Raw genomic sequence first — 22,292 nt, forward strand, 5'->3', positions numbered from 1 at the left:
CTCAGTGCAGAGAAGGTTTGGGGGCGGGCGCCGCGGCCTTGCCGCACTCGGCGAACAGCAGCAGCGGAGCCACACGCAGGTATTCCATCACTTCCATATAGTCACTTTCGCCGTCCTCGGATTCCTCCAGCGCGCTTTGCACCTGAGCGATGGCGGAAAGATCCTGCAGCACGTCCATGGCCTCGGCGCTCAGCGCGGCGTTGCCGAGGATCATGCCGAAGCCGTCGAGGAAGCCCTGGCACCACTGGCCGAGGGCCTTGGCGCGCTCGCCCAGAGGCGCATCGTCGCCAGGCAGCAGCAGGACCACGGTGACATCGCTGCCACCCAGCTCACCCTTGACCATCTCCTGCAGACCGACCAGGGCCTGGCGCACGTTGTCGGCCGGCTCGGCGCCGAGCAGCTCGACGGCATCGGCGATCCAGGCATCGGCCTCGAAGCCGGCACCGGCACAGCTGCGACCGAGCAGCAGGCCGTGCAGTTCGGCAGGGGAAACGGGTTTGCCAGTGCTCGCCAGGAGGGCGGCGAAGGCAGCGTAGGGGGAATTCGAAATGGACATGGCAACTAGGCGCTGAATCGCGCAATCTCTAGAATGGAGGCCTCGTATCCTAGGGCCTGCGCGCCAGGGTTTCCACCGCCTCGTTGCCGCACAGCGCTTGCCGCCCCCTCCCCGCAATCCTTTATAGTGCCGAGATAACTGCCCAGGTATGGAGCCGATGGAAGACGCCGAACTGCAAGCCCTCACACGCAAGCTGGAACTGTTAATCCAGCGCGTCGAGCAGCTGAAGACGCAGAATCGCTCCCTGCTGGCCAGTGAAAAGGCCTGGCGCGAGGAACGCGCCCATCTGATCGAAAAGAACGAAATGGCCCGGCAGAAGGTCGAAGCGATGATTTCGCGCCTGAAAGCCCTGGAGCAGGACTCATGACCCAGTCGAACACCGTAACCGTGCATATTCTCGACAAGGAATACTGCATCGCCTGCCCGGCGGACGAACGCGCCAACCTGGAGAGCGCCGCGCGCTACCTGGACGGCAAGATGCGCGAGATCCGCTCCGGCGGCAAAGTCATAGGCGCCGACCGCATCGCCGTAATGGCCGCGCTGAACATCACCCACGATCTGCTGCACAAGCAGCAGCGCCTGGATCAGGAAGCCAACTCCACCCGCGAGCGCGTGCGCGACCTGCTGGATCGGGTCGACACTGCCTTGGCCGCCGATCCGGATGGCCAGACACTCTGATTGCAGAGCGGTCGAATGGGGTATACTCGCCTCGAGCTCCCTGGTGTGTTGGCCAGTCGGTGATGTCCCTGAGCCGATACGCACAACCACGGGGGTTGCCAGCGGGGCCGGTGTGCATGTCCGCCTGACGGAAAGCCTTAACGCCTCCTGCAATCTCCACCTTGAACTTTCGGGTTCAAGGGCTAACCCGACAGCGGCATGACCGGGGAGTCCAGAATTCCATGATCCTGGCTGGTGATCTATCCCGCGCGGCGCTACGCCGCCAGCTCCGCCAGGCTCGCCGCAACCTCTCCCCCCAGCAACAACAGCGCGCTGCCCGCGCGCTGTACCGGCAACTGGCCCAGCATCCGTTGTTCCGCCGCGCCCGCCATATCGCCTTGTATCTGCCCAATGACGGCGAGATCGATCCGCGCCCGTTGCTGCGCGAGGCTCAGCGTCGCGGCAAGGCGACGTACCTGCCGGTGCTCCGCGACTGGCCACGCACCAAGATGAACTTCCAGCGCGTGCATGCGCACGAGGCGCTGGCACGCAATCGTTTCCGCATCGAGGAACCGCCGGCGCGGCGCGCACGCCAACGCAAGGTCTGGACACTGGACCTGGTGCTGCTGCCGCTGGTGGGCTTCGATCTGTACGGCGGGCGCCTGGGCATGGGCGGCGGTTTCTATGACCGCAGCCTGGCCTATAGGCAACTGCGCAAAAATTGGCACAAGCCGACGCTTTTAGGAGTGGCGCATGAGTGTCAGCAGGTGGACAGGCTGACCCTGGCCAGCTGGGATATTCGCCTCGGCGCGGTGGTGACCGACCGCCGCTGGCATCACTGAGACCGCCGCGCTCCCTGCGGCGATATCAGCAGGTCATTGCTGAATCTGGCTGGACGGCGAATTGCCCTGACGGTCCCAGAGACCCTGGGTGTAACCCGTGGTAACCATGCCTAGGCTGAATAGAATGACCAGGACCCACAAAATATCTGGCTTGCGCTTCATCGAGTTGCCTCCCCCTTTCGGCACACTACTGTTCTCTACCGGTGGCGGTGTTGTTATTGGCCGTTACGGCGGCGCCTAGCCTGGGCCATCGGCCGCCAGGAAGCGGTGAAGGCTCACACATTTTTTGACGCCATCCGGCAGTCATCCGCGGGAACGATTTTCAGTCCCGCGCAATGACCGGCAGACAGGAGCAAAGTTCATGCCTTATTGGCTGATGAAATCGGAACCCGACGAACTGTCCATCCAACATCTGAAACAGCTGGGCCGAGCGCGCTGGGATGGGGTGCGCAACTACCAGGCGCGCAACTTCATGCGCAGCATGCAGATCGGCGATGAGTTCTTTTTCTATCACTCCAGCTGCCCGGAACCGGGCATCGCCGGCATCGCGCGCATCGCCGGCCCGGTCTATCCGGACCCTACCGCCCTGGACCCGAACAGCCACTACTTCGATGCCAAGGCCAGCGCCGAGAAGAATCCCTGGAGCGCCCTCGACGTCGAGTTCGTCGAGGCCTTCCCGCGCGTGCTGCCGCTGGCCAGCCTGCGCGAGCAGCAGGCACTGGCCGAACTGGCCCTGGTGCAACGCGGCAGCCGCCTGTCGGTGATGCCGGTCAGCGCAGAACAATGGCAGGCCATTCTCGCCATGCGTTGAGTCCCTACCGGCGCTGTGCTATCACCACGGCATAGCCTCGCGGAGCCGATAATGCGCGCACGACCCGTCTGGCCCGCGCGCCTGGCGCTGGGCTTCCTCTTCCTGGTGCTGTGCCTGGCCAGCCTGATGCTCTGGCGCCAGCTGGAGCGCGACCAGCAGGCGCGCGTGGAAGAACGGGTCGACTACCAGGCGCGCAGTCTGGCGCGCCAGCTGGAAGGCACGCTGCACACCGAGGTCGAGAGCCTCGGCCGCATCGCCCGCCTGTGGAACAACCTGGGCCGCCTGTCACGCGACGATTGGGAACAGGAAGCCGAGCTGGCACTAACCGACTTCCGCGCCTATCAATCGGTGCAGTGGATCGGCCCCGACCTGCAGATGCGCTGGCTGTTGCCGCTGCGCGGCAACGAGGCCGCCGCCAATTTCCGCCTCACCGCCGATCATCCCAACTACCCGCTGGCCATGCAGGCCAAGCAGACCGGCGAGCAGCGCTTCTCCAACAGTTTCCAGCTGGTCCAGGGCGGGCGTGGCTTCGTTCTCTATACCCCGCTGTATCTGGAGGCAGGCCCGGACCAGCATCGCTTCGACGGCTTCCTGCAGGGCGTATTCCGCGTCGAGCCGCTGATGGACGAGCTGCTCGCTCAGCTCGACAGCGACAGCTTCAGCGTGCGCCTGCGGGAAAATGGCCAGAGCCTGTACAGCCGCGAGCGCCCGGACACGCTGCCGCAGATGGCCAGCGAGGTGCCGCTGCGACTGCTCAACAACGATACCTTCAGCCTGCAGCTGAGCCCCACCGCCAAACTCCTGCAGAGCCTGGCCACGCCCCTGCCGCAGGTGGTTCTGGGCGCCGGGCTGACCATCAGCCTGCTGCTGGTGGCGGCCCTGGCCCTGGCCCTGGAGAACACCCACCGCGCCGGCGCCTTGCAGCGCACCAATCGCAGCCTGCAGGTGGAAGCCACGCGCCGCGAAGAGATCGAGCGCCACCTGCGCGACAGTCGCGAGCGTCTGCAGCTGGTGCTCGACCTCACCGACTCCAGCCACGACAGCCTGTTCATCTTCGACACCCGCAGCCGCGAGCTGCTGCACATGAACCAGGCCACCTATGCCGGCCTCGGCTACCGCGCCGAGCAGTTCGCCCAGCTCCTGCGCGAGGCACCCGAGCAGCTGCTGCCGGGCTTCCACGCCTGGCTGGAGGAGGTGCGCACGGCCCAGCAGGACAACCAGTCACGGATATTTCAGCGCGAGCTGTGCCGCCGTGACGGCAGCCGCCAGCCGGCGGAGATCAATACCCAACTGGTGCAGCTGGGCGAGCGCGAGTACCTGATTGCCGTGTCTCGCGACAACAGCGAGCGCCTGGAACTGGAGGCGCGCCTGCAGCGCCTGTCGCAGCTGGACGGCCTGACCGGCCTGTACAACCGGCGCTTCTTCGACCAGCAGCTGCACAGCGAATGGCGCCGCCTGCGCCGGATCGGCGCGCCGCTGGCCCTGCTGATGCTGGATATCGACCACTTCAAGGCGTTCAACGACGGCCTCGGCCACCTGGCCGGCGACGATGCCCTGCGCAAGGTCGGTGAAGTCCTGCAGAACAGCCTGCAGCGCGAGGGCGATGTAGTCTGTCGCTACGGCGGCGAGGAGTTCGCCATCATCCTCGCCAATACCGGCCTCGAGGGCGGCGAGCATGTGGCCGCGCGGGTCCACGACCTGATCGCCGGGCTGGCCATCGCCCACCCAGGCAGCCCGCTGGGCCGCCTGACCCTGAGTATCGGCCTGGCGGTGGCGGAGCCGGTCAGCGAGGAACAACCGGGCGGGCTGGTGGCGCGTAGCGATCAGGCCCTGTATCGGGCCAAGCACGAGGGGCGCAATCGCACCTGCGTGTGGAGCGAGGCCATGGCCGGCGAAGGGCGCGAGCGCCAGGCGCCGCCCGCCTGACTCATTGAATGATCAGGTTGTTGAACAGCAGGTCCTCGACGATGGGCTTGCCCTCTTCCTGATTCAGCACGTCCTGTACCTGCTTCAGCGCCTCCTGGCGCAGCTTCTCCTTGGCCGCTTCGTCGGCCATGCCGGCCTCGGTCTGCTGGGCGAACAGCATCACCAGCTGGTTGCGGATCAGCGGCTCGTGGTGCTCGACCTTCTCCTCGGCCTCGCTGCCGGTCACCCGCAGGGCGATGTCGGCCTTGAAGAACTTCAGCTTGGGCCCGGCGCCGAAGTTGCCCACCAGTGCTGGCACCAGACTGACGTAGGCGACCTTGGGTGCGGCGTTCTCTTCCTCGCCGCCGCCACTGGCCAGGGCGGTGCACGGCAGGATCAGGGCCAGCAGCAGAGCGATGCGGTTTTTCACGGACGATTCCTCGAAGGCAGATGCCGCCTAGCATAGCCATAGCGGCCCGCGCGCCCAAGCCCGACGCTTATAGGCCGCCATCAGATGCGGGCATGCTCGTTGACCCACCGGGCGCGCCTCCTACACTGCCGGACAGTCACGAACCCGAGGAAAGTGCGATGAAAGCCCTGCTCTGCAAAGCCTTCGGCCCGGCCTCCAGCCTGGTCCTGGAAGACCTGCCCAGCCCCGAACCGAAGAAGAACGAGGTGCTGATCGAGGTGCATGCCGCCGGCGTCAACTTCCCCGACACCCTGATCATCGAAGGCAAGTACCAGTTCAAGCCGCCGTTCCCGTTCGCCCCGGGCGGTGAAGCGGCCGGCGTGGTCAAGGCGGTTGGCGAGAAGATCAGCCACCTCAAGGCCGGCGACCGGGTCATGGCCCTGACCGGCTGGGGCAGCTTCGCCGAAGAGGTGGCGGTGCCCGGCTACAACGTGCTGCCGGTGCCCAAGACCATGGACCTGACCACCGCCGCGGCCTTCAGCATGACCTACGGCACCTCGATGCACGCCCTCAAGCAGCGCGCCAACCTGCAGAAGGGCGAGACCCTGCTGGTGCTGGGCGCCTCCGGCGGCGTCGGCCTGGCGGCCGTGGAGATCGGCAAGGCCATGGGCGCCACCGTGATCGCCGCGGCGAGCTCGGCCGAGAAGCTGGAAGTGGCGCGCAACGCCGGTGCCGACCACCTGATCAACTACAGCGAACAGAGCCTCAAGGACGAGGTGAAGAAGCTCACCGGCGGCCAGGGCGTGGACGTGATCTACGACCCGGTGGGTGGCGAGCTGTTCGAGGAGGCGTTCCGCTCCATCGCCTGGAACGGCCGCTTCCTGGTGGTCGGCTTCGCCGCCGGCGGCGGCATTCCGGCCCTGCCGGCCAACCTGCCGCTGCTCAAGGGCGCATCGCTGGTCGGCGTGTTCTGGGGCTCGTTCGCCCAGCGCCAACCGCAGGACAACGCCGCCAACTTCGAGCAGCTGTTCGCCTGGCATGCCGAGAACAAACTCAAGCCGCTGGTGTCGCAGACCTTCCCGCTGGCACAGGGTGCCGCGGCCATCGATGCGCTGGGTCAGCGCAAGGCCGTGGGCAAGGTGGTGGTACAGGTTCGCTGATGCTCCCTCTCCCTATGGGAGAGGGTTGGGGTGAGGGGCGCCGAGTCGCCTGTGAGATCCCTCACCCCCGGCCCCTCTCCCGGAGGGAGAAGGGTGATTCAGCCTATCGGATGAATGGAAAAGCCGCCCGCGGGCGGCTTTTTTCATGGCCGGGCGATCATTCCCGCGGTGCGTAGGCGAAGACGTCGGCGCGCATCTGGTGCGCATCCATGCCGGCCTCGACCAGGGCATCGAGGGTGCCGTAGACCATGCCCGGCGAGCCGCTGGCGTAGACGTGCAAGGCCTTGAGATCGGCGAAGTCCTGGCACACCGCCTCGTGCAGCATGCCGCAACGCCCCTCCCAGCCGCAGCTGTCGCTGACCACCTTGTGCAGATGCAGGCCGGGCTGGCCTTCCCAGGCCTGCCAGCTGTCCAGCCGATAGAAATCGTCTGGCTGACGCACGCCCCAGTACAGGTGCAGCGGATGGGTGAAGCCGGTGGCGCGGCAGTGCTCGATCAGGCTGTGCATCTGCGCCATGCCGGTACCGGCGGCGAGCAGCACCAGCGGCCCGTCGGGCAACTCGGCCAGATGGGTATCGCCGAACGGCATCTGCACCCCCGCCAGGCGCGTGCGGCGCAGCTGCGCGACGATCTGCCGGCTGCTGTCCTCGCGGGTGAGGATATGCAGCTCCAGATCACGGCCCTGATGGGGCGCCGAGGCCAGGGAGAAGGCCGACCATTCGCCGTCGTCACGCTGCAGCAGCAAGTACTGCCCGGCGTGGTAGCGCGGCGCCTTGCCGGCCGGTGCGCGTAGCAGCACGCGGCAGACATCGCCACCGAGGTCCTCCAGATCGAGCACCTGGCAACCGAAGGTACGCACCGGCAACTCGCCCGGGGCGAGCACGCCGTCCCAGTGCAACACGCAGTCTTGCAACGGCTCGGCCAGGCAGGTGAACAGCTCGCCATGATCCAGCTCGGCGCCGGCCTGGCGCACCCTACCCTCTACCAGCAACGCCGCGCAGATATGGCAGTTGCCGTTGCGGCAGCTCTGCGGGCAGTCGTAGCCCAGGCGCCGCGCGGCATCTAGGATGCGCTCGCCGCCATGCACGTCGAGCACCGCGCCCGAGGGCTGCAGGGTGACCTTCATGACTTGCTCAGCAGGTGACGCACTCATCAGTCGATGCCCAGCTCTTTCCACATGTCGTCGATACGTGCGACCACGGCCGGGTCCTTTTCGATCACCCGACCCCACTCGCGCGAGGTCTCGCCCGGCCACTTGTGGGTGGCATCGAGGCCCATCTTCGAGCCCAGACCGGAGACCGGCGAGGCGAAGTCGAGGTAGTCGATCGGCGTGTTGTCGATCATCACCGTGTCGCGCTTGGGGTCCATGCGCGTGGTGATGGCCCAGATCACGTCGTTCCAGTCGCGGGCATTCACATCGTCGTCGGTGACGATGACGAACTTGGTGTACATGAACTGGCGCAGGAAGGACCAGACGCCGAGCATCACGCGCTTGGCATGGCCGGGGTACTGCTTCTTCATGGTCACCACCGCCATGCGGTAGGAGCAGCCTTCCGGCGGCAGGTAGAAATCGGTGATCTCCGGGAACTGCTTCTGCAGGATCGGCACGAACACCTCGTTCAGCGCCACGCCGAGGATCGCCGGCTCATCCGGCGGCCGGCCGGTGTAGGTGCTGTGGTAGATCGGCTCGCGGCGACGGGTGATGCGCTCGACGGTAAACACCGGGAAGGTGTCGACCTCGTTGTAGTAACCGGTGTGGTCGCCATAGGGGCCTTCCGGCGCCGTCTCGCCCGGGTAGATATGGCCCTCCAGCACGATCTCGGCGCTGGCCGGCACCTGCAGGTCGAATCCGATGGCCTTGACCAGCTCGGTGCGATGGCCGCGCAACAGGCCGGCGAAGGCATATTCGGAGAGGGTGTCCGGCACCGGGGTAACCGCGCCGAGGATGGTCGCCGGATCCGCACCCAGGGCCACGGCCACCGGATAGGGACGATCCGGGTACTTCTGGCACCACTCGCGGTAATCCAGCGCGCCACCGCGGTGGCTGAGCCAGCGCATGATCACCTTGTTGCGGCCGATCACCTGCTGACGGTAGATGCCGAGGTTCTGCCGTTCTTTGTTCGGCCCCTTGGTGATGGTCAGGCCCCAGGTGATCAGCGGCGCCACGTCGCCCGGCCAGCAGGTCTGCACCGGCAGCTTACCCAGGTCGACGGCGTCGCCCTCCTCGATCACCTCGTGGCACGGCGCGTCCTTGAGGACCTTGGGCGCCATGCTGATGACCTTCTTGTAGATCGGCAGCTTGCTCCAGGCGTCCTTCAGACCCTTGGGCGGCTCCGGCTCCTTGAGGAAGGCCAGCAGCTTGCCGATCTCGCGCAGCTCGCCGACATCCTCGGCGCCCATGCCCAGCGCCACGCGCTCGGGGGTGCCGAACAGGTTGCCCAGCACCGGCACGTCGAAGCCCGTGGGTTTCTCGAACAGCAGCGCAGGACCGCCGCGGCGCAGAGCACGGTCGCAGATTTCGGTCATTTCCAGCACGGGGGAGACCGGGGTCTGGATGCGCTTGAGTTCGCCGCGCTTTTCCAGCTCGCGGATGAAGTCGCGCAGGTCGCGGTACTGCATGCTTGGGCCTCACAGGTCGGGGCGCAAAGTTTAGCGCCGAACTGGGTTATTCAGAAGGCTGCGCAAATGCAAAGGCCGGGTTTCCCCGGCCTCTGTGGCAACGCTCGAATCACTTCCGCTTCATGGAGAGGAAGAATTCTTCGTTGGTCTTGGTGTCTTTCAGCTTGTCGGTGAGGAACTCGATGGCGGCGATCTCGTCCATCGGGTGCAGCAGCTTGCGCAGAATCCACATGCGCGCCAACTCTTCCTCGCCGGTCAGCAACTCCTCGCGGCGGGTGCCGGACTTGTTGATGTTGATGGCCGGGAACACGCGCTTCTCGGCAATGCGGCGGTCCAGCGGCAGCTCCATGTTGCCGGTGCCCTTGAATTCCTCGTAGATCACCTCGTCCATCTTCGAGCCGGTCTCGACCAGCGCGGTGGCGATGATGGTCAGCGAGCCGCCTTCCTCGATGTTACGGGCGGCGCCGAAGAAGCGCTTGGGCTTCTCCAGGGCATGGGCGTCGACACCACCGGTCAGCACCTTGCCGGAGCTCGGGATCACGGTGTTGTAGGCACGCGCCAGGCGGGTGATGGAGTCGAGCAGAATGACCACGTCCTTCTTGTGCTCGACCAGGCGCTTGGCCTTCTCGATCACCATCTCGGCGACCTGCACGTGGCGGGTCGGCGGCTCGTCGAAGGTGGAGGCGACCACTTCGCCGCGCACGGTGCGCTGCATCTCGGTCACTTCTTCCGGGCGCTCGTCGATCAGCAGAACGATCAGGTAGCACTCGGGGTTGTTGCGGGTGATGTTGGCCGCGATGTTCTGCAGCATGATGGTCTTGCCCGCTTTCGGCGGGGCGACGATCAGGCCGCGCTGGCCCTTGCCGATCGGCGCGCAGAGGTCGATCACGCGGCCGGTGAGGTCTTCCTTGGAGCCGTTGCCGGCCTCCATGGTCAGGCGCTTGGTCGGGAACAGCGGCGTCAGGTTCTCGAACAGGATCTTGTTCTTGGCGTTTTCCGGACGGTCGAAGTTGATGGTGTCGACCTTGAGCAGGGCGAAGTAGCGCTCGCCTTCTTTCGGCGGGCGGATCTTGCCGACGATGGTGTCACCGGTACGCAAGTTGAAGCGGCGGATCTGGCTGGGCGAGACGTAGATGTCGTCAGGGCCGGCCAGGTAGGAGGAGTCCGCGGAGCGCAGGAAGCCGAAGCCGTCCTGGAGAATCTCCAGCACGCCGTCGCCGGAAATCTCTTCGCCGCTTTTCGCGTGCTTCTTGAGCAGGGCGAAGATGATGTCCTGCTTGCGCGAACGGGCCATGTTTTCCAGACCAGCCTGGTCGGCCATGTCCAGCAGTTCGGCAATCGGCTTTTGCTTGAGTTCGGTCAGATTCATAGGAATGACGTAGGTATATGAAGGAGGGAAGGAAAGCCTTGGGCTTTGCTGGCCGCGCCGCGAGAAGGCGACTGGATCGCTCGATATTATCGGGAGGAGTGCGTCGGCGACGGCTTGGGGGGCAACGGGGAACCCGTTGCAGGCCCGAATGTAACACCGCGTTTATCGCGACGTCCAGCCTGCGCCCAAAGAAAAAGCCCCGCGAGTACGGGGCTTCTATTACAGCGGCGAACGCCTTAGATGTTGGCGTCGAGGAAGGCAGCCAGCTGCGACTTGGACAGGGCGCCGACCTTGGTGGCCTCGACGTTGCCGTTCTTGAACAGCATCAGGGTCGGGATACCACGCACGCCGTACTTCGGCGGGGTTTCCTGGTTTTCGTCGATGTTCAGCTTGCAGACCTTCAGCTTGCCGGCGTAGGTCTGGGCGATTTCGTCCAGCACCGGGGCGATCATCTTGCACGGGCCGCACCATTCGGCCCAGTAGTCGACCAGGACCGGACCTTCGGCCTTGATCACGTCGTCTTCGAAGCTGGTGTCGCTGACGTTGGTGATGAAATCGCTCATGTGAGTCTCCGTGATCGGAAGCAGAAAAGTGGCGCCATGATAGCCCGCATCCGCCCCTGCCGAAAGCCGCTCTCCATTGAGCTTGACTATCAATGGATTTCATACTGCTGATGAAAGACTACGGCAACCCAGCCACGGGCGGTTAACATGCTGCCATGCGGTGCCCGCTCGCTCAGGACCGGCGCCAACGTTTGCCAAGGGACAATCCTTCATGCCCAACACCGCCAAGCAGTTTCCTCTGATTGCCGCCATCGACCTCGGTTCCAACAGCTTCCACATGGTGCTGGCCAAGGCCGACCACGGCGAGATCCGCATCCTCGAGCGGCTCGGTGAAAAAGTGCAGCTGGCCGCCGGCCTGGACGACGGGCGCGTGCTCAGCGAGGAAGCCATGCAGCGCGGCCTGGACTGCCTGCGCCGCTTCGGCCAACTGATCCAAGGCCTGCCCCAGGGCGCCGTGCGCATCGTCGGCACCAACGCCCTGCGCGAGGCGCGCAACCGCGCCGAGTTCATCCGCCGCGCCGACGAACTGCTCGGCCACCAGGTGGAAGTCATCTCCGGCCGCGAGGAAGCGCGCCTGATCTACCTCGGCGTGTCGCACAGCATCGCCGACACCCCCGGCAAGCGCTTGGTGGTGGACATCGGTGGCGGCAGCACCGAATTCATCGTAGGCCAGCGCTTCGAGCCGCTGCTGCGCGAGAGCCTGCAGATGGGCTGCGTCAGCTACACCCAGCGCTACTTCCGCGACGGCAAGATCACCCCGGCGCGTTACGCCCAGGCCTACACCGCCGCGCGCCTGGAGCTGATGAGCATCGAGCAGGGCCTGCAGCGCCTGGGCTGGCAGGAATCGGTGGGCGCCTCCGGCACCATCCGCGCCGTGGGCCTGGCGATCAAGGCCGGCGGCCTGGGCAACGGCGAGATCAACCCCGAGGGCCTGGCCTGGCTCAAGCGCAAGGTGTTCAAGCTGGGCGAAGCAGACAAGCTCGACCTGGAAGGCATCAAGCCCGATCGCCGGCAGATCTTCCCGGCCGGCCTGGCCATCGCCGAGGCCATCTTCGACGCCCTCGACCTGCAGCGCATGGACCACTCTGAAGGCGCTCTGCGCGAAGGCGTGCTGTATGACCTGCTCGGCCGCCATCACCACGAGGACGTGCGCGAGCGCACCCTGGGCGCGCTGATGGAGCGCTACCACGTCGACCTGCAGCAGGCCGCGCGCGTCGAGGCCAAGGCCCTGCAGGCCCTGGAGAAGGTGACCGAGGCCTGGCAGCTGGACGAGGACTGGCACAGCGACCTGCTGCAATGGGGCGCGCGGGTCCACGAGATCGGCCTGGACATTGCCCACTACCAGTACCACAAGCACGGCGCCTACCTGATCGAGCACTCCGACCTGGCCGGCTTCTCCCGTCGCGATCAACTGATGCTGGCCCTGCTGGTACGCGGCCATCGCCGCAACATCCCCAAGGATCGCTTCGCCGAGTTCGGCGAGGATGGAGTGCAGCTGCAGCGCCTGTGCGTGCTGCTGCGCTTCGCCATCCTCTTCCACCACATCCGCGGTACCCAGGAGATGCCCAAGGTGCAGCTCAAGGCCGGCCCGCAGAGCCTGGACCTGACCTTCCCCGACGGCTGGCTGGCGGCCAATCCGTTGACCCAGGCCGACTTCGAGCAGGAAGCCGAGTGGCTGACGCGGATCGGCTTCACCCTCAGCGTGCGCTGAAACGCCGGACATGAAAAAGGGAGGCCTAGGCCTCCCTTTTTCGTTGCAGCGCGGCGTTCTTAGAACAGGACGCGGCTGCGAATGGTGCCGGTGACGTGCTGCAGCTTCTCGAGGGCCAGATCCGAGTACTCGGCGTCGACGTCGATCACCACGTAGCCGACCTTGTCGTTGGTCTGCAGGAACTGGCCGGAGATGTTGATGCCGTTGTCGGCGAACACCTTGTTGATCTCGCTCATCACGCCCGGCACGTTCTGGTGGATGTGCAGCAGGCGGTGCTTGCCCGGGTGCGCCGGCAGGGCGACTTCCGGGAAGTTCACGGACGAAACCGAAGTACCGTTGTCGCTGTACTTGACCAGCTTTTCGGCCACTTCCAGGCCAATGTTGGCCTGCGCCTCTGCAGTCGAACCACCGATATGCGGGGTCAGGATCACGCGATCCAGGCCGCGCAGCGGGCTCTCGAACTCTTCGTCGTTGGACTTCGGCTCGACCGGGAACACGTCGATGGCGGCACCGATCAGGTGCTCGTCCTTGATGGCTTCGGCCAGGGCCTCCAGCACCACCACGGTGCCGCGGGCGGCGTTGATCAGGATGCCGCCCTTCTTCATGGCGCGGATTTCCTTCTCGCCGATCATCCACTGGGTGGACGGCAGCTCGGGCACATGCAGGGAAACGATGTCGGCCATGCCCAGTAGGTCGTGCAGCTTGGCCACCTGGGTGGCGTTGCCCAGCGGCAACTTGGTCACGGTGTCGTAGAAGAACACCTGCATGCCCAGGGCTTCGGCCAGGACCGAGAGCTGGGTGCCGATGGAGCCGTAGCCGACGATGCCCAGCTTCTTACCGCGGATCTCGAAGGAGTTGGCTGCCGACTTGATCCAGCCGCCGCGGTGGCAGGAGGCGTTCTTCTCCGGGATGCCGCGCAGCAGCAGGATGGCCTGGGCCAGGACCAGCTCGGCGACCGAGCGGGTGTTGGAATAGGGGGCGTTGAACACGGCGATGCCGCGCTCGCGGGCGGCGTCCAGGTCGACCTGGTTGGTGCCGATGCAGAAGCAGCCTACGGCGACCAGCTTCTTGGCGCAGTCGAAGACTTCCTCGGTCAGCTGGGTGCGGGAACGGATGCCGATGAAGTGGGCGTCGGCGATCTTGCTCTTCAGCTCGTCGTCGGACAGGGCGCCCTTGAGGTACTCGATGTTGGTGTAACCAGCGGCCTTCAGGGTGTCGACGGCATTCTGGTGCACGCCTTCCAGCAGAAGGAACTTGATCTTGCTCTTGTCGAGAGAGGTCTTGCTCATCGGAGTACCTGTTGTCCCACAAAAAGGTGTCAGGAAAACGGCCGAAAACGCTGCCGGCCGGCCCCGCGGATCGGCTCGGGGGCACGATTGACGGGGTGCGTATGCTAGCATACGAGCCCCGCGAAACCGCCACCCCTGACCGATGAAGCGTTCTCAGGGTGACCATGAATCGTTTGAGAGTTCCCAGATGACCAATCCTGCCCTGATCGATGAGCTGAAGACCCTGGTGGAACCCGGCAAGGTGCTGACCGACGCCGATTCCCTCAACGCCTACGGCAAGGATTGGACCAAGCATTTCGCCCCCGCACCGAGCGCCATCGTCTTCCCCAAGACCACCGAGCAGGTGCAGGCCATCGTGCGCTGGGCCAACCAGCACAAGGTCGCCCTGGTGCCCTCCGGCGGCCGTACCGGCCTCTCCGCCGCCGCCGTCGCCGCCAACGGTGAAGTGGTGGTGGCCTTCGACTACATGAACCAGATCCTCGAATTCAACGAATTCGACCGCACCGTGGTGTGCCAGCCGGGCGTGGTGACCAAGCAGCTGCAGATGTACGCCGAGGACAAGGGCCTGTACTACCCGGTGGACTTCGCCTCCGCCGGCTCCAGCCAGCTGGGCGGCAACATCGGCACCAACGCCGGCGGTATCAAGGTGATTCGCTACGGCATGACCCGCAATTGGGTCGCCGGCCTCAAGGTGGTCACCGGTACCGGCGAGCTGCTGGAGCTGAACCGTGACCTAATCAAGAACGCCACCGGCTATGACATGCGCCAGCTGTTTATCGGCGCCGAAGGCACGCTCGGATTTGTCGTTGAAGCCACCATGCGCCTGGAACGCGCGCCGAAGAACCTCACCGCCATGGTGCTCGGCACCCCGGACTTCGACTCGATCATGCCGGTGCTGCACGCCTTCCAGAACAAGCTGGACCTGACCGCCTTCGAGTTCTTCTCCGACAAGGCCCTGGCCAAGATCATGGCCCGCGGCGACGTGCCGCCGGCCTTCGAGACCGACTGCCCGTTCTATGCCCTGCTGGAGTTCGAGGCCACCACCGAGGAAGTCGCCGAGCAGGCTCTGGCCACCTTCGAGCACTGCGTCGAGCAGGGTTGGGTGGTCGACGGCGTGATGAGCCAGAGCGAGCAGCAGCTGCAGAACCTGTGGAAGCTGCGCGAGTACATCTCCGAGACCATCAGCCACTGGACCCCGTACAAGAACGACATCTCGGTCACCGTCGGCCAGGTGCCGGCCTTCCTGCACGACATCGACCGCATCGTCGGCGAGAACTACCCGGACTTCGAGGTGATCTGGTTCGGCCATATCGGCGACGGCAACCTGCACCTGAACATCCTCAAGCCGGAGAACCTGTCCAAGGACGATTTCTTCGCCAAGTGCGCCATCGTCAACAAGTGGGTGTTCGAGACCGTGCAGAAGTACAACGGCTCGATCTCCGCCGAACACGGCGTGGGCATGACCAAGCGCGACTACCTGCACTACAGCCGCTCGGAAGCCGAGATCAGCTACATGAAGGCGATCAAGCAGGCGTTCGATCCGAACGGCATCATGAACCCCGGCAAAATCTTCCCGCTCTGAAGCTACTGCGCTCGGCCATGCTGCGTTGGCGAAGCCGGGAAAAATGCTCATTGGCACTAGCCAACTCCGCTTTTTCCCAGCTCCGCCGCCTTGCCTGACCTTCGCTCGTGACGCTTCACAGGCATCTATTCGGAGAAAAGCGGATGAGCTACCAGCACCAGTACACCGACGGCACGCCGATCCACTTCCCGCTGGGCAAGGTGGTCTGCGTCGGGCGCAACTACGCCGAGCATGCCGCCGAACTGAACAACCCGATCCCGACCGAGCCGCTGCTGTTCATCAAGCCGGGCAGCTGCACCGTGCCGCTGAACGACAGCTTCGCCATTCCGGCCGACCGCGGTGCCGTGCACTTCGAGGCGGAGATCGCCGTGCTGATCGGCAAGCCGCTGTCGAAGAAGCCGTCCGAGGAAGAAGTGCGCGACGCCATCTCCGGCTTCGCCCCGGCCCTGGACCTGACCCTGCGCGACGTGCAGGCCAAGCTCAAGGAGAAGGGCCTGCCCTGGGAGCTGTCCAAGTCCTTCGATGGCGCCTATGTGCTGGCGCCCTTCGTCGCCGCCGACGCGGTGGAAGACGTGCGCGACATCGGCATCCTCCTGTCCATCGACGGCCAGGTCCGCCAGGACGGCAACAGCCGCGACATGCTCAACCCGATCATCGGCCTGATCCAGCACATTGCCGGCCACTTCAGCCTGCAACCGGGCGATGTGGTGTCCACCGGCACCCCGGCCGGCGTCGGCCCGCTGGCCAGCGGCGAGAGCCTGGAGATCGAACTGGTCGGCCTGTCGCGCTTCACCAGCCGCGTACTCTGATCCGCCACCGGTCCTGTGCGGCGGGCCTTTCCGCCGCCCTTCACAGAACTTTCACCGGCGCCGAGTAGTCTGAGAGGCTCGATCCCCCCGAGCAGTATTCGATGTCCCTCAGCCTCTTCCTGCCGCGCCAGCGTCGCCTGACCCTGGCGCTGGTCGTCGCCCTCGCCTGCACCGCCGCCCTGACCCGCTACCTGCACTGGGACGACCGCGCCCTGCTGTGGCTCAAGGAGCAGAGCGTGCCGGCCGCCGAGCGCGCTGCCAGCATCTGGCTGCCAGGCTACAAGGCCAGCGTCGAGGGCAAACCGCTGGTCGGCCTGGAGGAGGACGAGACCTCCGACCTGACCTACAACCCGATCACCGGCACCCTGTTCACCGTCACCGGCAAGCTGCCGATGCTGGTGGAGCTCAGCCGCAGCGGCGACGTGCTGCGGCGCATCGCGCTGAAGGGCTTCTCCAATCCGGAGGGCGTGGCGGTGCTGGAGAACGGCAACATCGCCGTGGCCGACGAGCGGCGCCGCAACCTGTCGATCTTCGAACTGAATCCGCTGACCCGCGAGCTCGACCTGGCCGACGCCAAGCCCTTCGACCTGGGCTTCCCCGACGCCGGCAACAAGGGCTTCGAGGGCATCGCCTGGGACCCGGCCCAGCAGCGCCTGCTGCTCGGCAAGGAGCGCAACCCCACCGCCATGTTCAGCCTCGGCAGCGACGGCCAGCACCTGCTCGACAGCCAGCTGCAGCCGCTACCCAGGTACGGTCTGGGCATGCGCAACCTCTCGGCGCTGAGCGTCGACCCGCGCACCGGGCATATCCTCGCCCTGTCCGCCCAGTCGCATTTGCTGCTGGAGCTGGACGAGCGCGGCGAGCCGGTCAGCTTCATCAGCCTGATCGGCGGCCAGAGCGGCCTGGACCGGCGCATCCCGCGCGCCGAGGGCGTGGCCATGGACGAGGACGGCACCATCTACATGGTCAGCGAGCCGAACCTGTTCTACGTGTTCCGCAAGGATGAACCCTTCACCGCGCCCCAGGGTTGAGGCGCTGTTGCCCAGGCCTCAGCGAGTAACGCTGTCGAAGCCCTGCAGCACATTGATGGCGTTGATGCCGATCTCCTCCACCGCGTAGCCGCCTTCCATGACGAACAGGGTCTGCAGGCCCAGCGCGCCGATGACTTCGCCCATGCGCAGGTAGTCCGGGCTATCCAGCTTGAACTGCGAGATCGGGTCTTCCTTGAAGGTGTCCACCCCCAGCGAGACGATCAGCGCGTCCGGCGCGTAGGCGGCAATCTGCCGGCAGGCGGCGGCCAGCGCCAGGCTCCAGGCCGACCAGTCGCTGCCGGCGGCCAGCGGGTAGTTGAAGTTGAAGCCGCGGCCGACGCCCTCGCCCTTCTCGTCGGCATAGCCGAGGAAGAACGGGTACTCGAAGCGCGGGTCGCCGTGGATCGAGGTGAACAGCACGTCGGCGCGGTCGTAGAAGATGTCCTGGGTGCCGTTGCCGTGGTGGTAGTCCACGTCGAGGATGGCCACCCGGCTGGCGCCCTGGTCGAGCATGGCCTGGGCGGCGATGGCGGCGTTGTTGAAGTAGCAGTAGCCGCCCATGTAGTCGGCCGCGGCGTGGTGACCCGGCGGGCGGCACAGGGAGAACACCCCGCGCGCGCCCTTGGCCAGCTCGGCCTGGCCGGTCAGCGCCACGTTCACCGAGCTGCTCACCGCCTGCCAGGTGCCGGCGGTGATCGGCACGCCGGCGTCGAAGCTGTAGTAGCCGAACTTGCCGTCGATGCAGTCCGGAATGGTCTGGCGCAGGCGGCGGTTGGGCCAGGTGAACGGCAGCATGTCGTAATCGCGACCCAGGGCCTGCCATTCGGCCCAAGCGTCCTTGAGGAAGTGCACGAAGCCCTCGTCGTGCACCCGCAGGATTGGCGATAAACCGAAGTCGCGCGGCGCCGCCACTTCACCCAGCTTCACCTTCTGCGCGCGCGCCAGGACCATGTCGGCGCGGCTGGGCTTCTCGAAGCAGGGCGTGAGCTGGCCGTCGATCAGCTCGTATTTGCCGTGGTGCAGGTGATGGTCGTCGCTATAGATCGTCAGCATGAGGGGCTCCCCGGACTCGGGTCGGTCCGTGAAAGTTGCGAGTGGAATCCCCTCTCCCGTAAAAGAGAGAGGGGAGCCATGGGCTTACTTCTTGAGTTTCGTCCAGACCTTGCTGCGCAGGGCTAGGGCCTTGGGCGAGCAGAGCTTGAACGAGCGCAGGCGCTCGAGCTTGTCGGCCGGGGTGTTGATCGCCGGGTCCTCGAACAGCGCCTTGTCCATGAACTTCTCCGCACCGGCGATGGCGTTGTTGTACTTGGCGAAGTTGGAGGCGGCGGCGATGTTCTCCGGCTGCATCATCCAGTTGATGAACACGTGGGCCTCCTCGACGTTGGTCGCACCCTTGGGAATCACGAAGTTGTCGATGAATGTGGACACGCCCTCCTTCGGATAGACGTAGACCAGCGAGGCGCGCTGCTCCTTGGCGCGGTGGAAGGCGCCGTTCCACTGCTGGTGCATGGCCACCTCGCCGGCCGCCATGCGCTCGATGGTGCCGTCGCTGTTGTACATGGCGAGCATGTCCTTCTGCTGGCTCAGCAGCTCCATGATCTTCTTCACCTCCTGCGGGTCCTCGGTGCAGCGGTCGATGCCGAGGTAGAAGGCGGCCGGCGGGAACAGGTCGTCCATCGAGTTGAGCGCCACCACCTTGCCCTTCAGGTCGGCCGGCGGGGCGAAGAAGGGCCCCCAGCTCTCGTCGAGCTTGCCGCCCGGCACCTGGGCGCTGTCGTAGCTGTAGCCGGTGGTGCCCCACAGGTACGGCACGCTGTAGTCGTGGCCTGGGTCGAAGTCGAGCTTCTGGAAGGTCGGCGCCAGGTTGGCCAGGTTCGGCAGTTTGCTCTTGTCGAACTTCTGCAGCAGGTCTTCCTGGACCATGATCTGGATGAAGCTGTCCGACGGCACCACCACGTCGTAGTTGCCGCCACCGGCCTTGAGCTTGGCCAGCAGCGTCTCGTTGGAGTCGTAGGCGTCGAGGGTGGCCTTGATGCCGGTGTCGGCCTCGAACTTCTTCAGCAGCTCCGGCGGGTAGTAGTCCGACCAGTTGGCGAAGTTCAGGCTGCCGGCAGCCTGGGCGGCGCCGGACAGGCCGAGGGCGAGTACGACGGATAGCGCGAGCGGGGTACGACGGATCATGGTCTGGCTCCTAGCGTTTGCGTTGGCCGAGGTAGTACGACAGGGTGACGAACAGAATGGAAAGCACGAGCATGATCGAGGAAATCGCGTTGATCTTCGGCGATATGCCCATGCGGATGGAGCTGAAGATGTACACCGGCAGGGTGGTCGAGCCGGCCCCCGCGACGAAGTAGGTGATGACGAAGTCGTCCATCGAGATGATGAAGGCCAGCATCGCGCCGGAGAGGATGCCGGGCAGCAGCAGCGGGAAGCTGATCCGCCAGAACGCCCGCCAGGGCGAGGCGTACAGATCGGCGGCGGCCTCCAGCAGGCGCGGGTCCATGCCCTGCAGGCGCGCGCGGATCGGCAGGTAGGCGAACGGCGTGCAGAACACCACGTGGGCGATCAGGATGGTCAGCAGCGACAGCTTCAGGCCGATAAAGGCGAAAAACATCAGGATGGCCACCGCGCAGACGATGTCCGGCACCAGCAGCGGCAGGCCGAGCACGCCCTGCAGCGCGCCCTGGCCACGGAAGCGCCGGCCGTGCATGCCCAGCGCCGCCAGGGTCGCCAGGCAGGTGGAGATCAGCGTGGCGCACACGGCGACGATCAGCGAATTCTTCGCCGCGCGCAGGATCTCCGGGTCATTGGCCACCACCCCGTACCACTTGAGGCTGAAGCCCTGCCACAGGGTGGCCGACTGCCCGGCATTGAAGCTAAGCGCCACCAGCACCAGGATCGGGATGTAGAGGAAGGCGAAGAACGCCCAGGCAGCCGGACGCACGCCGGTGAAGCGCCACAGCGGGCCCTGCAGGTTCATCCGCGTACCTGGCCACGCTGGCGCAGACCATTGAACAGCAGGGCCAGCAGCACCAGGCTGAACAGCGAGAAGGCCAGCGCCGAACCCAGCGGCCAGTTGTGCCCGGAGCCGAACTGCAGCTGCACCAGGTTGCCGATCATCAGCGCCTTACCGCCACCGAGCAGCTCGGGAATGATGTAGTTGCCCAGCGCCGGGATGAACACCAGCGTGGCGCCGGCCAGCATGCCGGGCAGCGCCAGCGGCAGGATCACCCGCTTCAGCGCCTGCCAGCGGTTGGCGCCAAGGTCGAAGGCCGCCTCCACCAGGCGCCAGTCGAGCTTCTCCAGGCTGGTGTAGATCGGCAGCACCATGAACGGCAGGAAGCTGTAGAGCAGGCCGATCATCACCGCGCCATTGCTGTAGAGCAGGCCGACGCTGCCCTCGGGCACACCGAATACGCCCAGCACGCCATCCACCAGGCCGCCGTTGCGCAGCAGCAGCATCCAGGCGTAGACCCGCACCAGCAGGTTGGTCCAGAACGGCACGGTGACCAGGAACAGCAGCAGATTGCGCTTCTTCTCGCTCTGCAGCGCCAGGTACAGCGCGGTGGGAAAGCCGATCAGCAGGCAGCCAGCGGTGGTCGCCACGGCCAGCCAGAAGGAACGCTGGAAGATGCCCAGGTAATCGGTGTTGAACACCAGGCTGTCATCGAAGTCGCGCTCGTAGAGGAAGCTGACGTAGGCCTCCACCGAGTACTCGCCCCACTTCACCCCGCCGTACTCGCCGGGCTGCAGGAAGGACACCAGCAGCATGATCGCCAGCGGCGCGACCAGGAACACCGCCAGCACCGCCATGCCCGGCGCGATCAGGCCGAGGCGGCGCAGCAGCTGGCGGCGCTCGGCCAGTTGCCGCGGCGTACTCATTCGCTCAGCACCCGGATGGCCGCGGCCGGCACGTCCAGCCGCACCGGGGCGCCACGCTCCAGCATTCGGCGCGCGCCGCAGCGATTCTGCTGGCGCACGCGAAAGCCCGACTGCCCGGCGACCCGCAGCAGGTAGAGGGTGTCGGTGCCGATATACACTACCTCCTCCACCTCGCCGGCCAGGTTGCCAGTCTCGCTCAGCGCCACCCGCTCGGGGCGGATGGCCAGGGTCACCGCGCCCTGAGTCGCGCAATAGCTGGGCAGGGTCTGGCCGTCGGCCAGCTGCAGCTGCTCGCCGACCGCACGGGCCTCGAGGAAGTTGGTCTCGCCGATGAAGTCGGCCACGGTGCGGTTCACCGGGCTCTCGTAGATCTCGCTCGGAGTGCCGATCTGCAGGATGCGCCCCTTGCTCATCACCGCGATGCGGTCGGACATGGTCAGCGCTTCTTCCTGATCGTGGGTGACGAAGATGAAGGTGATGCCGGTCTCCGCCTGCAGGCGCTTGAGCTCGATCTGCATCTCCTTGCGCAGCTTCATGTCCAGCGCCGACAGCGACTCGTCGAGCAGCAGCACCTTGGGCCGGCTGGCCAGCGCGCGGGCCAGGGCGATGCGCTGCTGCTGGCCGCCGGAGAGCTGGTCGGCGCGGCGGTTGCCCACGTCCGGCAGCTTCACCAGCGCCAGCATGCGCTCCACCGTGGCGGCGATCTCGCCCTTGGGCTTGCCCTGCATCTCCAGGCCGAAGCCGATGTTCTGCGCCACCGTCATGTGCGGGAACAGCGCATAGCTCTGGAACACCGTATTGACCGGGCGGCGGAAGGGCGGGAGGTCCTGCATCGGCTCGCCGTACAGGCGAATCACCCCGACGCTGGGCTGCTCGAAACCGGCAATCAGCCGCAGCAGCGTGGTCTTGCCGCAGCCGGAGGGGCCCAGCAGGGTGAAGAATTCGTTGTCGCGGATTTCCAGAGAGACCTCGTCCAAGGCCTTCATGCCCGGACCGAACTCCATGCTCAGGGTTTCGATCAAGATCGCGCTGCTCATCCGCAATTAGCTCCTAACCAATTGTTTTTATTGGTGATTAAGAGGCAGGTAGACGCCAGG

22 protein-coding genes and 1 other RNA gene are annotated in these 22,292 nt (G+C 65.7%); 11 read left to right on the forward strand and 12 right to left on the reverse strand.

Translation table 11 applies throughout. From position 1 onward, the window contains the following. Window position 1 precedes the first annotated feature (1 nt). Window positions 2–556 carry a YecA/YgfB family protein gene (locus OH686_RS10960; RefSeq protein ID WP_289538554.1) on the reverse strand — a complete coding sequence of 185 codons (555 nt, stop codon included), beginning with the start codon at window positions 554–556 and terminating at the stop codon, window positions 2–4. A gap of 157 nt (window positions 557–713) precedes the next feature. On the opposite strand from OH686_RS10960, the gene OH686_RS10965 reads away from it, so the two are divergent. The 6 genes from OH686_RS10965 to OH686_RS10990 all read left to right on the forward strand — a co-directional run bounded on the left by OH686_RS10965 (window position 714) and on the right by OH686_RS10990 (window position 4,792). Further along, window positions 714–923 carry a TIGR02449 family protein gene (locus tag OH686_RS10965; RefSeq protein ID WP_137973689.1) on the forward strand — a complete coding sequence of 70 codons (210 nt, stop codon included), beginning with the start codon at window positions 714–716 and terminating at the stop codon, window positions 921–923. Further along, a complete protein-coding gene (locus OH686_RS10970; RefSeq protein ID WP_137973690.1) occupies window positions 920–1,234 on the forward strand; it encodes a cell division protein ZapA in 315 nt (104 codons plus the stop codon). The genes OH686_RS10965 and OH686_RS10970 overlap by 4 nt, the downstream gene beginning before the upstream one ends. Before the next feature lie 34 nt (window positions 1,235–1,268). After that, a non-coding RNA gene (gene ssrS, locus OH686_RS10975) (6S RNA) lies at window positions 1,269–1,447 on the forward strand. 8 nt (window positions 1,448–1,455) lie between these two features. Then, entirely contained in the window at window positions 1,456–2,055 is a 600-nt protein-coding gene (locus tag OH686_RS10980) for a 5-formyltetrahydrofolate cyclo-ligase (RefSeq protein WP_289538557.1), read from the forward strand. 361 nt (window positions 2,056–2,416) lie between these two features. Beyond that, window positions 2,417–2,866, forward strand: coding sequence for an EVE domain-containing protein (locus tag OH686_RS10985; RefSeq protein WP_289538559.1), 450 nt, complete (start codon window positions 2,417–2,419; stop codon window positions 2,864–2,866). 51 nt (window positions 2,867–2,917) lie between these two features. Continuing rightward, entirely contained in the window at window positions 2,918–4,792 is a 1,875-nt protein-coding gene (locus OH686_RS10990; protein ID WP_289538561.1) for a sensor domain-containing diguanylate cyclase, read from the forward strand. A gap of 1 nt (window position 4,793) precedes the next feature. On the opposite strand, the gene OH686_RS10995 is transcribed toward OH686_RS10990, so the two are convergent. Next, a complete protein-coding gene (locus OH686_RS10995) occupies window positions 4,794–5,201 on the reverse strand; it encodes a flagellar basal body-associated protein FliL (RefSeq protein WP_137973694.1) in 408 nt (135 codons plus the stop codon). A 158-nt stretch (window positions 5,202–5,359) separates the two neighbouring features. Between OH686_RS10995 and OH686_RS11000 the strand changes: the two genes are divergently transcribed. Further along, entirely contained in the window at window positions 5,360–6,340 is a 981-nt protein-coding gene (locus tag OH686_RS11000; protein ID WP_289538563.1) for an NADPH:quinone oxidoreductase family protein, read from the forward strand. A 157-nt stretch (window positions 6,341–6,497) separates the two neighbouring features. Here OH686_RS11000 and OH686_RS11005 read toward each other — a convergent pair whose 3' ends face one another. From OH686_RS11005 to trxA, 4 genes are all read right to left on the reverse strand, one after another. After that, entirely contained in the window at window positions 6,498–7,466 is a 969-nt protein-coding gene (locus OH686_RS11005; protein WP_289538565.1) for a CDP-6-deoxy-delta-3,4-glucoseen reductase, read from the reverse strand. Between the two features lie 26 nt (window positions 7,467–7,492). After that, window positions 7,493–8,959 (reverse strand): 4-hydroxy-3-polyprenylbenzoate decarboxylase, encoded by a 1,467-nt coding sequence (ubiD, locus tag OH686_RS11010; protein WP_289538567.1) that lies wholly within the window; start codon window positions 8,957–8,959, stop codon window positions 7,493–7,495. Window positions 8,960–9,068: 109 nt separating this feature from the next. Further along, window positions 9,069–10,328, reverse strand: coding sequence for a transcription termination factor Rho (gene rho / locus OH686_RS11015; RefSeq protein ID WP_137973698.1), 1,260 nt, complete (start codon window positions 10,326–10,328; stop codon window positions 9,069–9,071). Between the two features lie 236 nt (window positions 10,329–10,564). Further along, on the reverse strand, window positions 10,565–10,891 hold the full coding sequence (trxA, locus tag OH686_RS11020) for a thioredoxin TrxA (protein ID WP_137973699.1): 327 nt from the start codon (window positions 10,889–10,891) through the stop codon (window positions 10,565–10,567). 211 nt (window positions 10,892–11,102) lie between these two features. On the opposite strand from trxA, the gene ppx reads away from it, so the two are divergent. Next, window positions 11,103–12,602, forward strand: coding sequence for an exopolyphosphatase (ppx, locus tag OH686_RS11025; protein ID WP_192399065.1), 1,500 nt, complete (start codon window positions 11,103–11,105; stop codon window positions 12,600–12,602). 59 nt (window positions 12,603–12,661) lie between these two features. On the opposite strand, the gene serA is transcribed toward ppx, so the two are convergent. Further along, on the reverse strand, window positions 12,662–13,891 hold the full coding sequence (serA, locus tag OH686_RS11030) for a phosphoglycerate dehydrogenase (RefSeq protein WP_289538571.1): 1,230 nt from the start codon (window positions 13,889–13,891) through the stop codon (window positions 12,662–12,664). Window positions 13,892–14,078: 187 nt separating this feature from the next. On the opposite strand from serA, the gene OH686_RS11035 reads away from it, so the two are divergent. The 3 genes from OH686_RS11035 to OH686_RS11045 all read left to right on the forward strand — a co-directional run bounded on the left by OH686_RS11035 (window position 14,079) and on the right by OH686_RS11045 (window position 17,313). Then, on the forward strand, window positions 14,079–15,473 hold the full coding sequence (locus tag OH686_RS11035) for a D-2-hydroxyglutarate dehydrogenase (RefSeq protein ID WP_289538573.1): 1,395 nt from the start codon (window positions 14,079–14,081) through the stop codon (window positions 15,471–15,473). Window positions 15,474–15,616: 143 nt separating this feature from the next. Continuing rightward, entirely contained in the window at window positions 15,617–16,282 is a 666-nt protein-coding gene (locus tag OH686_RS11040; protein ID WP_289538574.1) for a fumarylacetoacetate hydrolase family protein, read from the forward strand. A gap of 101 nt (window positions 16,283–16,383) precedes the next feature. Beyond that, window positions 16,384–17,313 carry an SdiA-regulated domain-containing protein gene (locus tag OH686_RS11045; protein WP_289538576.1) on the forward strand — a complete coding sequence of 310 codons (930 nt, stop codon included), beginning with the start codon at window positions 16,384–16,386 and terminating at the stop codon, window positions 17,311–17,313. A gap of 18 nt (window positions 17,314–17,331) precedes the next feature. Here the strand turns inward: OH686_RS11045 and OH686_RS11050 are convergent, their stop codons facing one another. The 5 genes from OH686_RS11050 to OH686_RS11070 form a co-directional block, all read right to left on the reverse strand. Beyond that, complete coding sequence (locus OH686_RS11050) at window positions 17,332–18,366, reverse strand: histone deacetylase family protein (RefSeq protein WP_289538578.1); 1,035 nt, start codon at window positions 18,364–18,366, stop codon at window positions 17,332–17,334. An 84-nt stretch (window positions 18,367–18,450) separates the two neighbouring features. After that, the gene (locus OH686_RS11055) at window positions 18,451–19,494 is read right to left on the reverse strand and encodes an ABC transporter substrate-binding protein (RefSeq protein WP_289538580.1); all 1,044 of its coding nucleotides are present in this window, start codon (window positions 19,492–19,494) and stop codon (window positions 18,451–18,453) included. Between the two features lie 10 nt (window positions 19,495–19,504). Then, window positions 19,505–20,293, reverse strand: coding sequence for an ABC transporter permease (locus tag OH686_RS11060; protein ID WP_289538582.1), 789 nt, complete (start codon window positions 20,291–20,293; stop codon window positions 19,505–19,507). Further along, entirely contained in the window at window positions 20,290–21,195 is a 906-nt protein-coding gene (locus tag OH686_RS11065; RefSeq protein ID WP_289538585.1) for an ABC transporter permease, read from the reverse strand. The genes OH686_RS11060 and OH686_RS11065 overlap by 4 nt, the downstream gene beginning before the upstream one ends. Further along, complete coding sequence (locus OH686_RS11070; RefSeq protein WP_289538587.1) at window positions 21,192–22,232, reverse strand: ABC transporter ATP-binding protein; 1,041 nt, start codon at window positions 22,230–22,232, stop codon at window positions 21,192–21,194. The genes OH686_RS11065 and OH686_RS11070 overlap by 4 nt, the downstream gene beginning before the upstream one ends. Between the last annotated feature and the right edge of the window lie 60 nt (window positions 22,233–22,292).

Source organism: Pseudomonas sp. SO81 (genome assembly GCF_030374125.1).
Lineage (GTDB): Bacteria > Pseudomonadota > Gammaproteobacteria > Pseudomonadales > Pseudomonadaceae > Aquipseudomonas.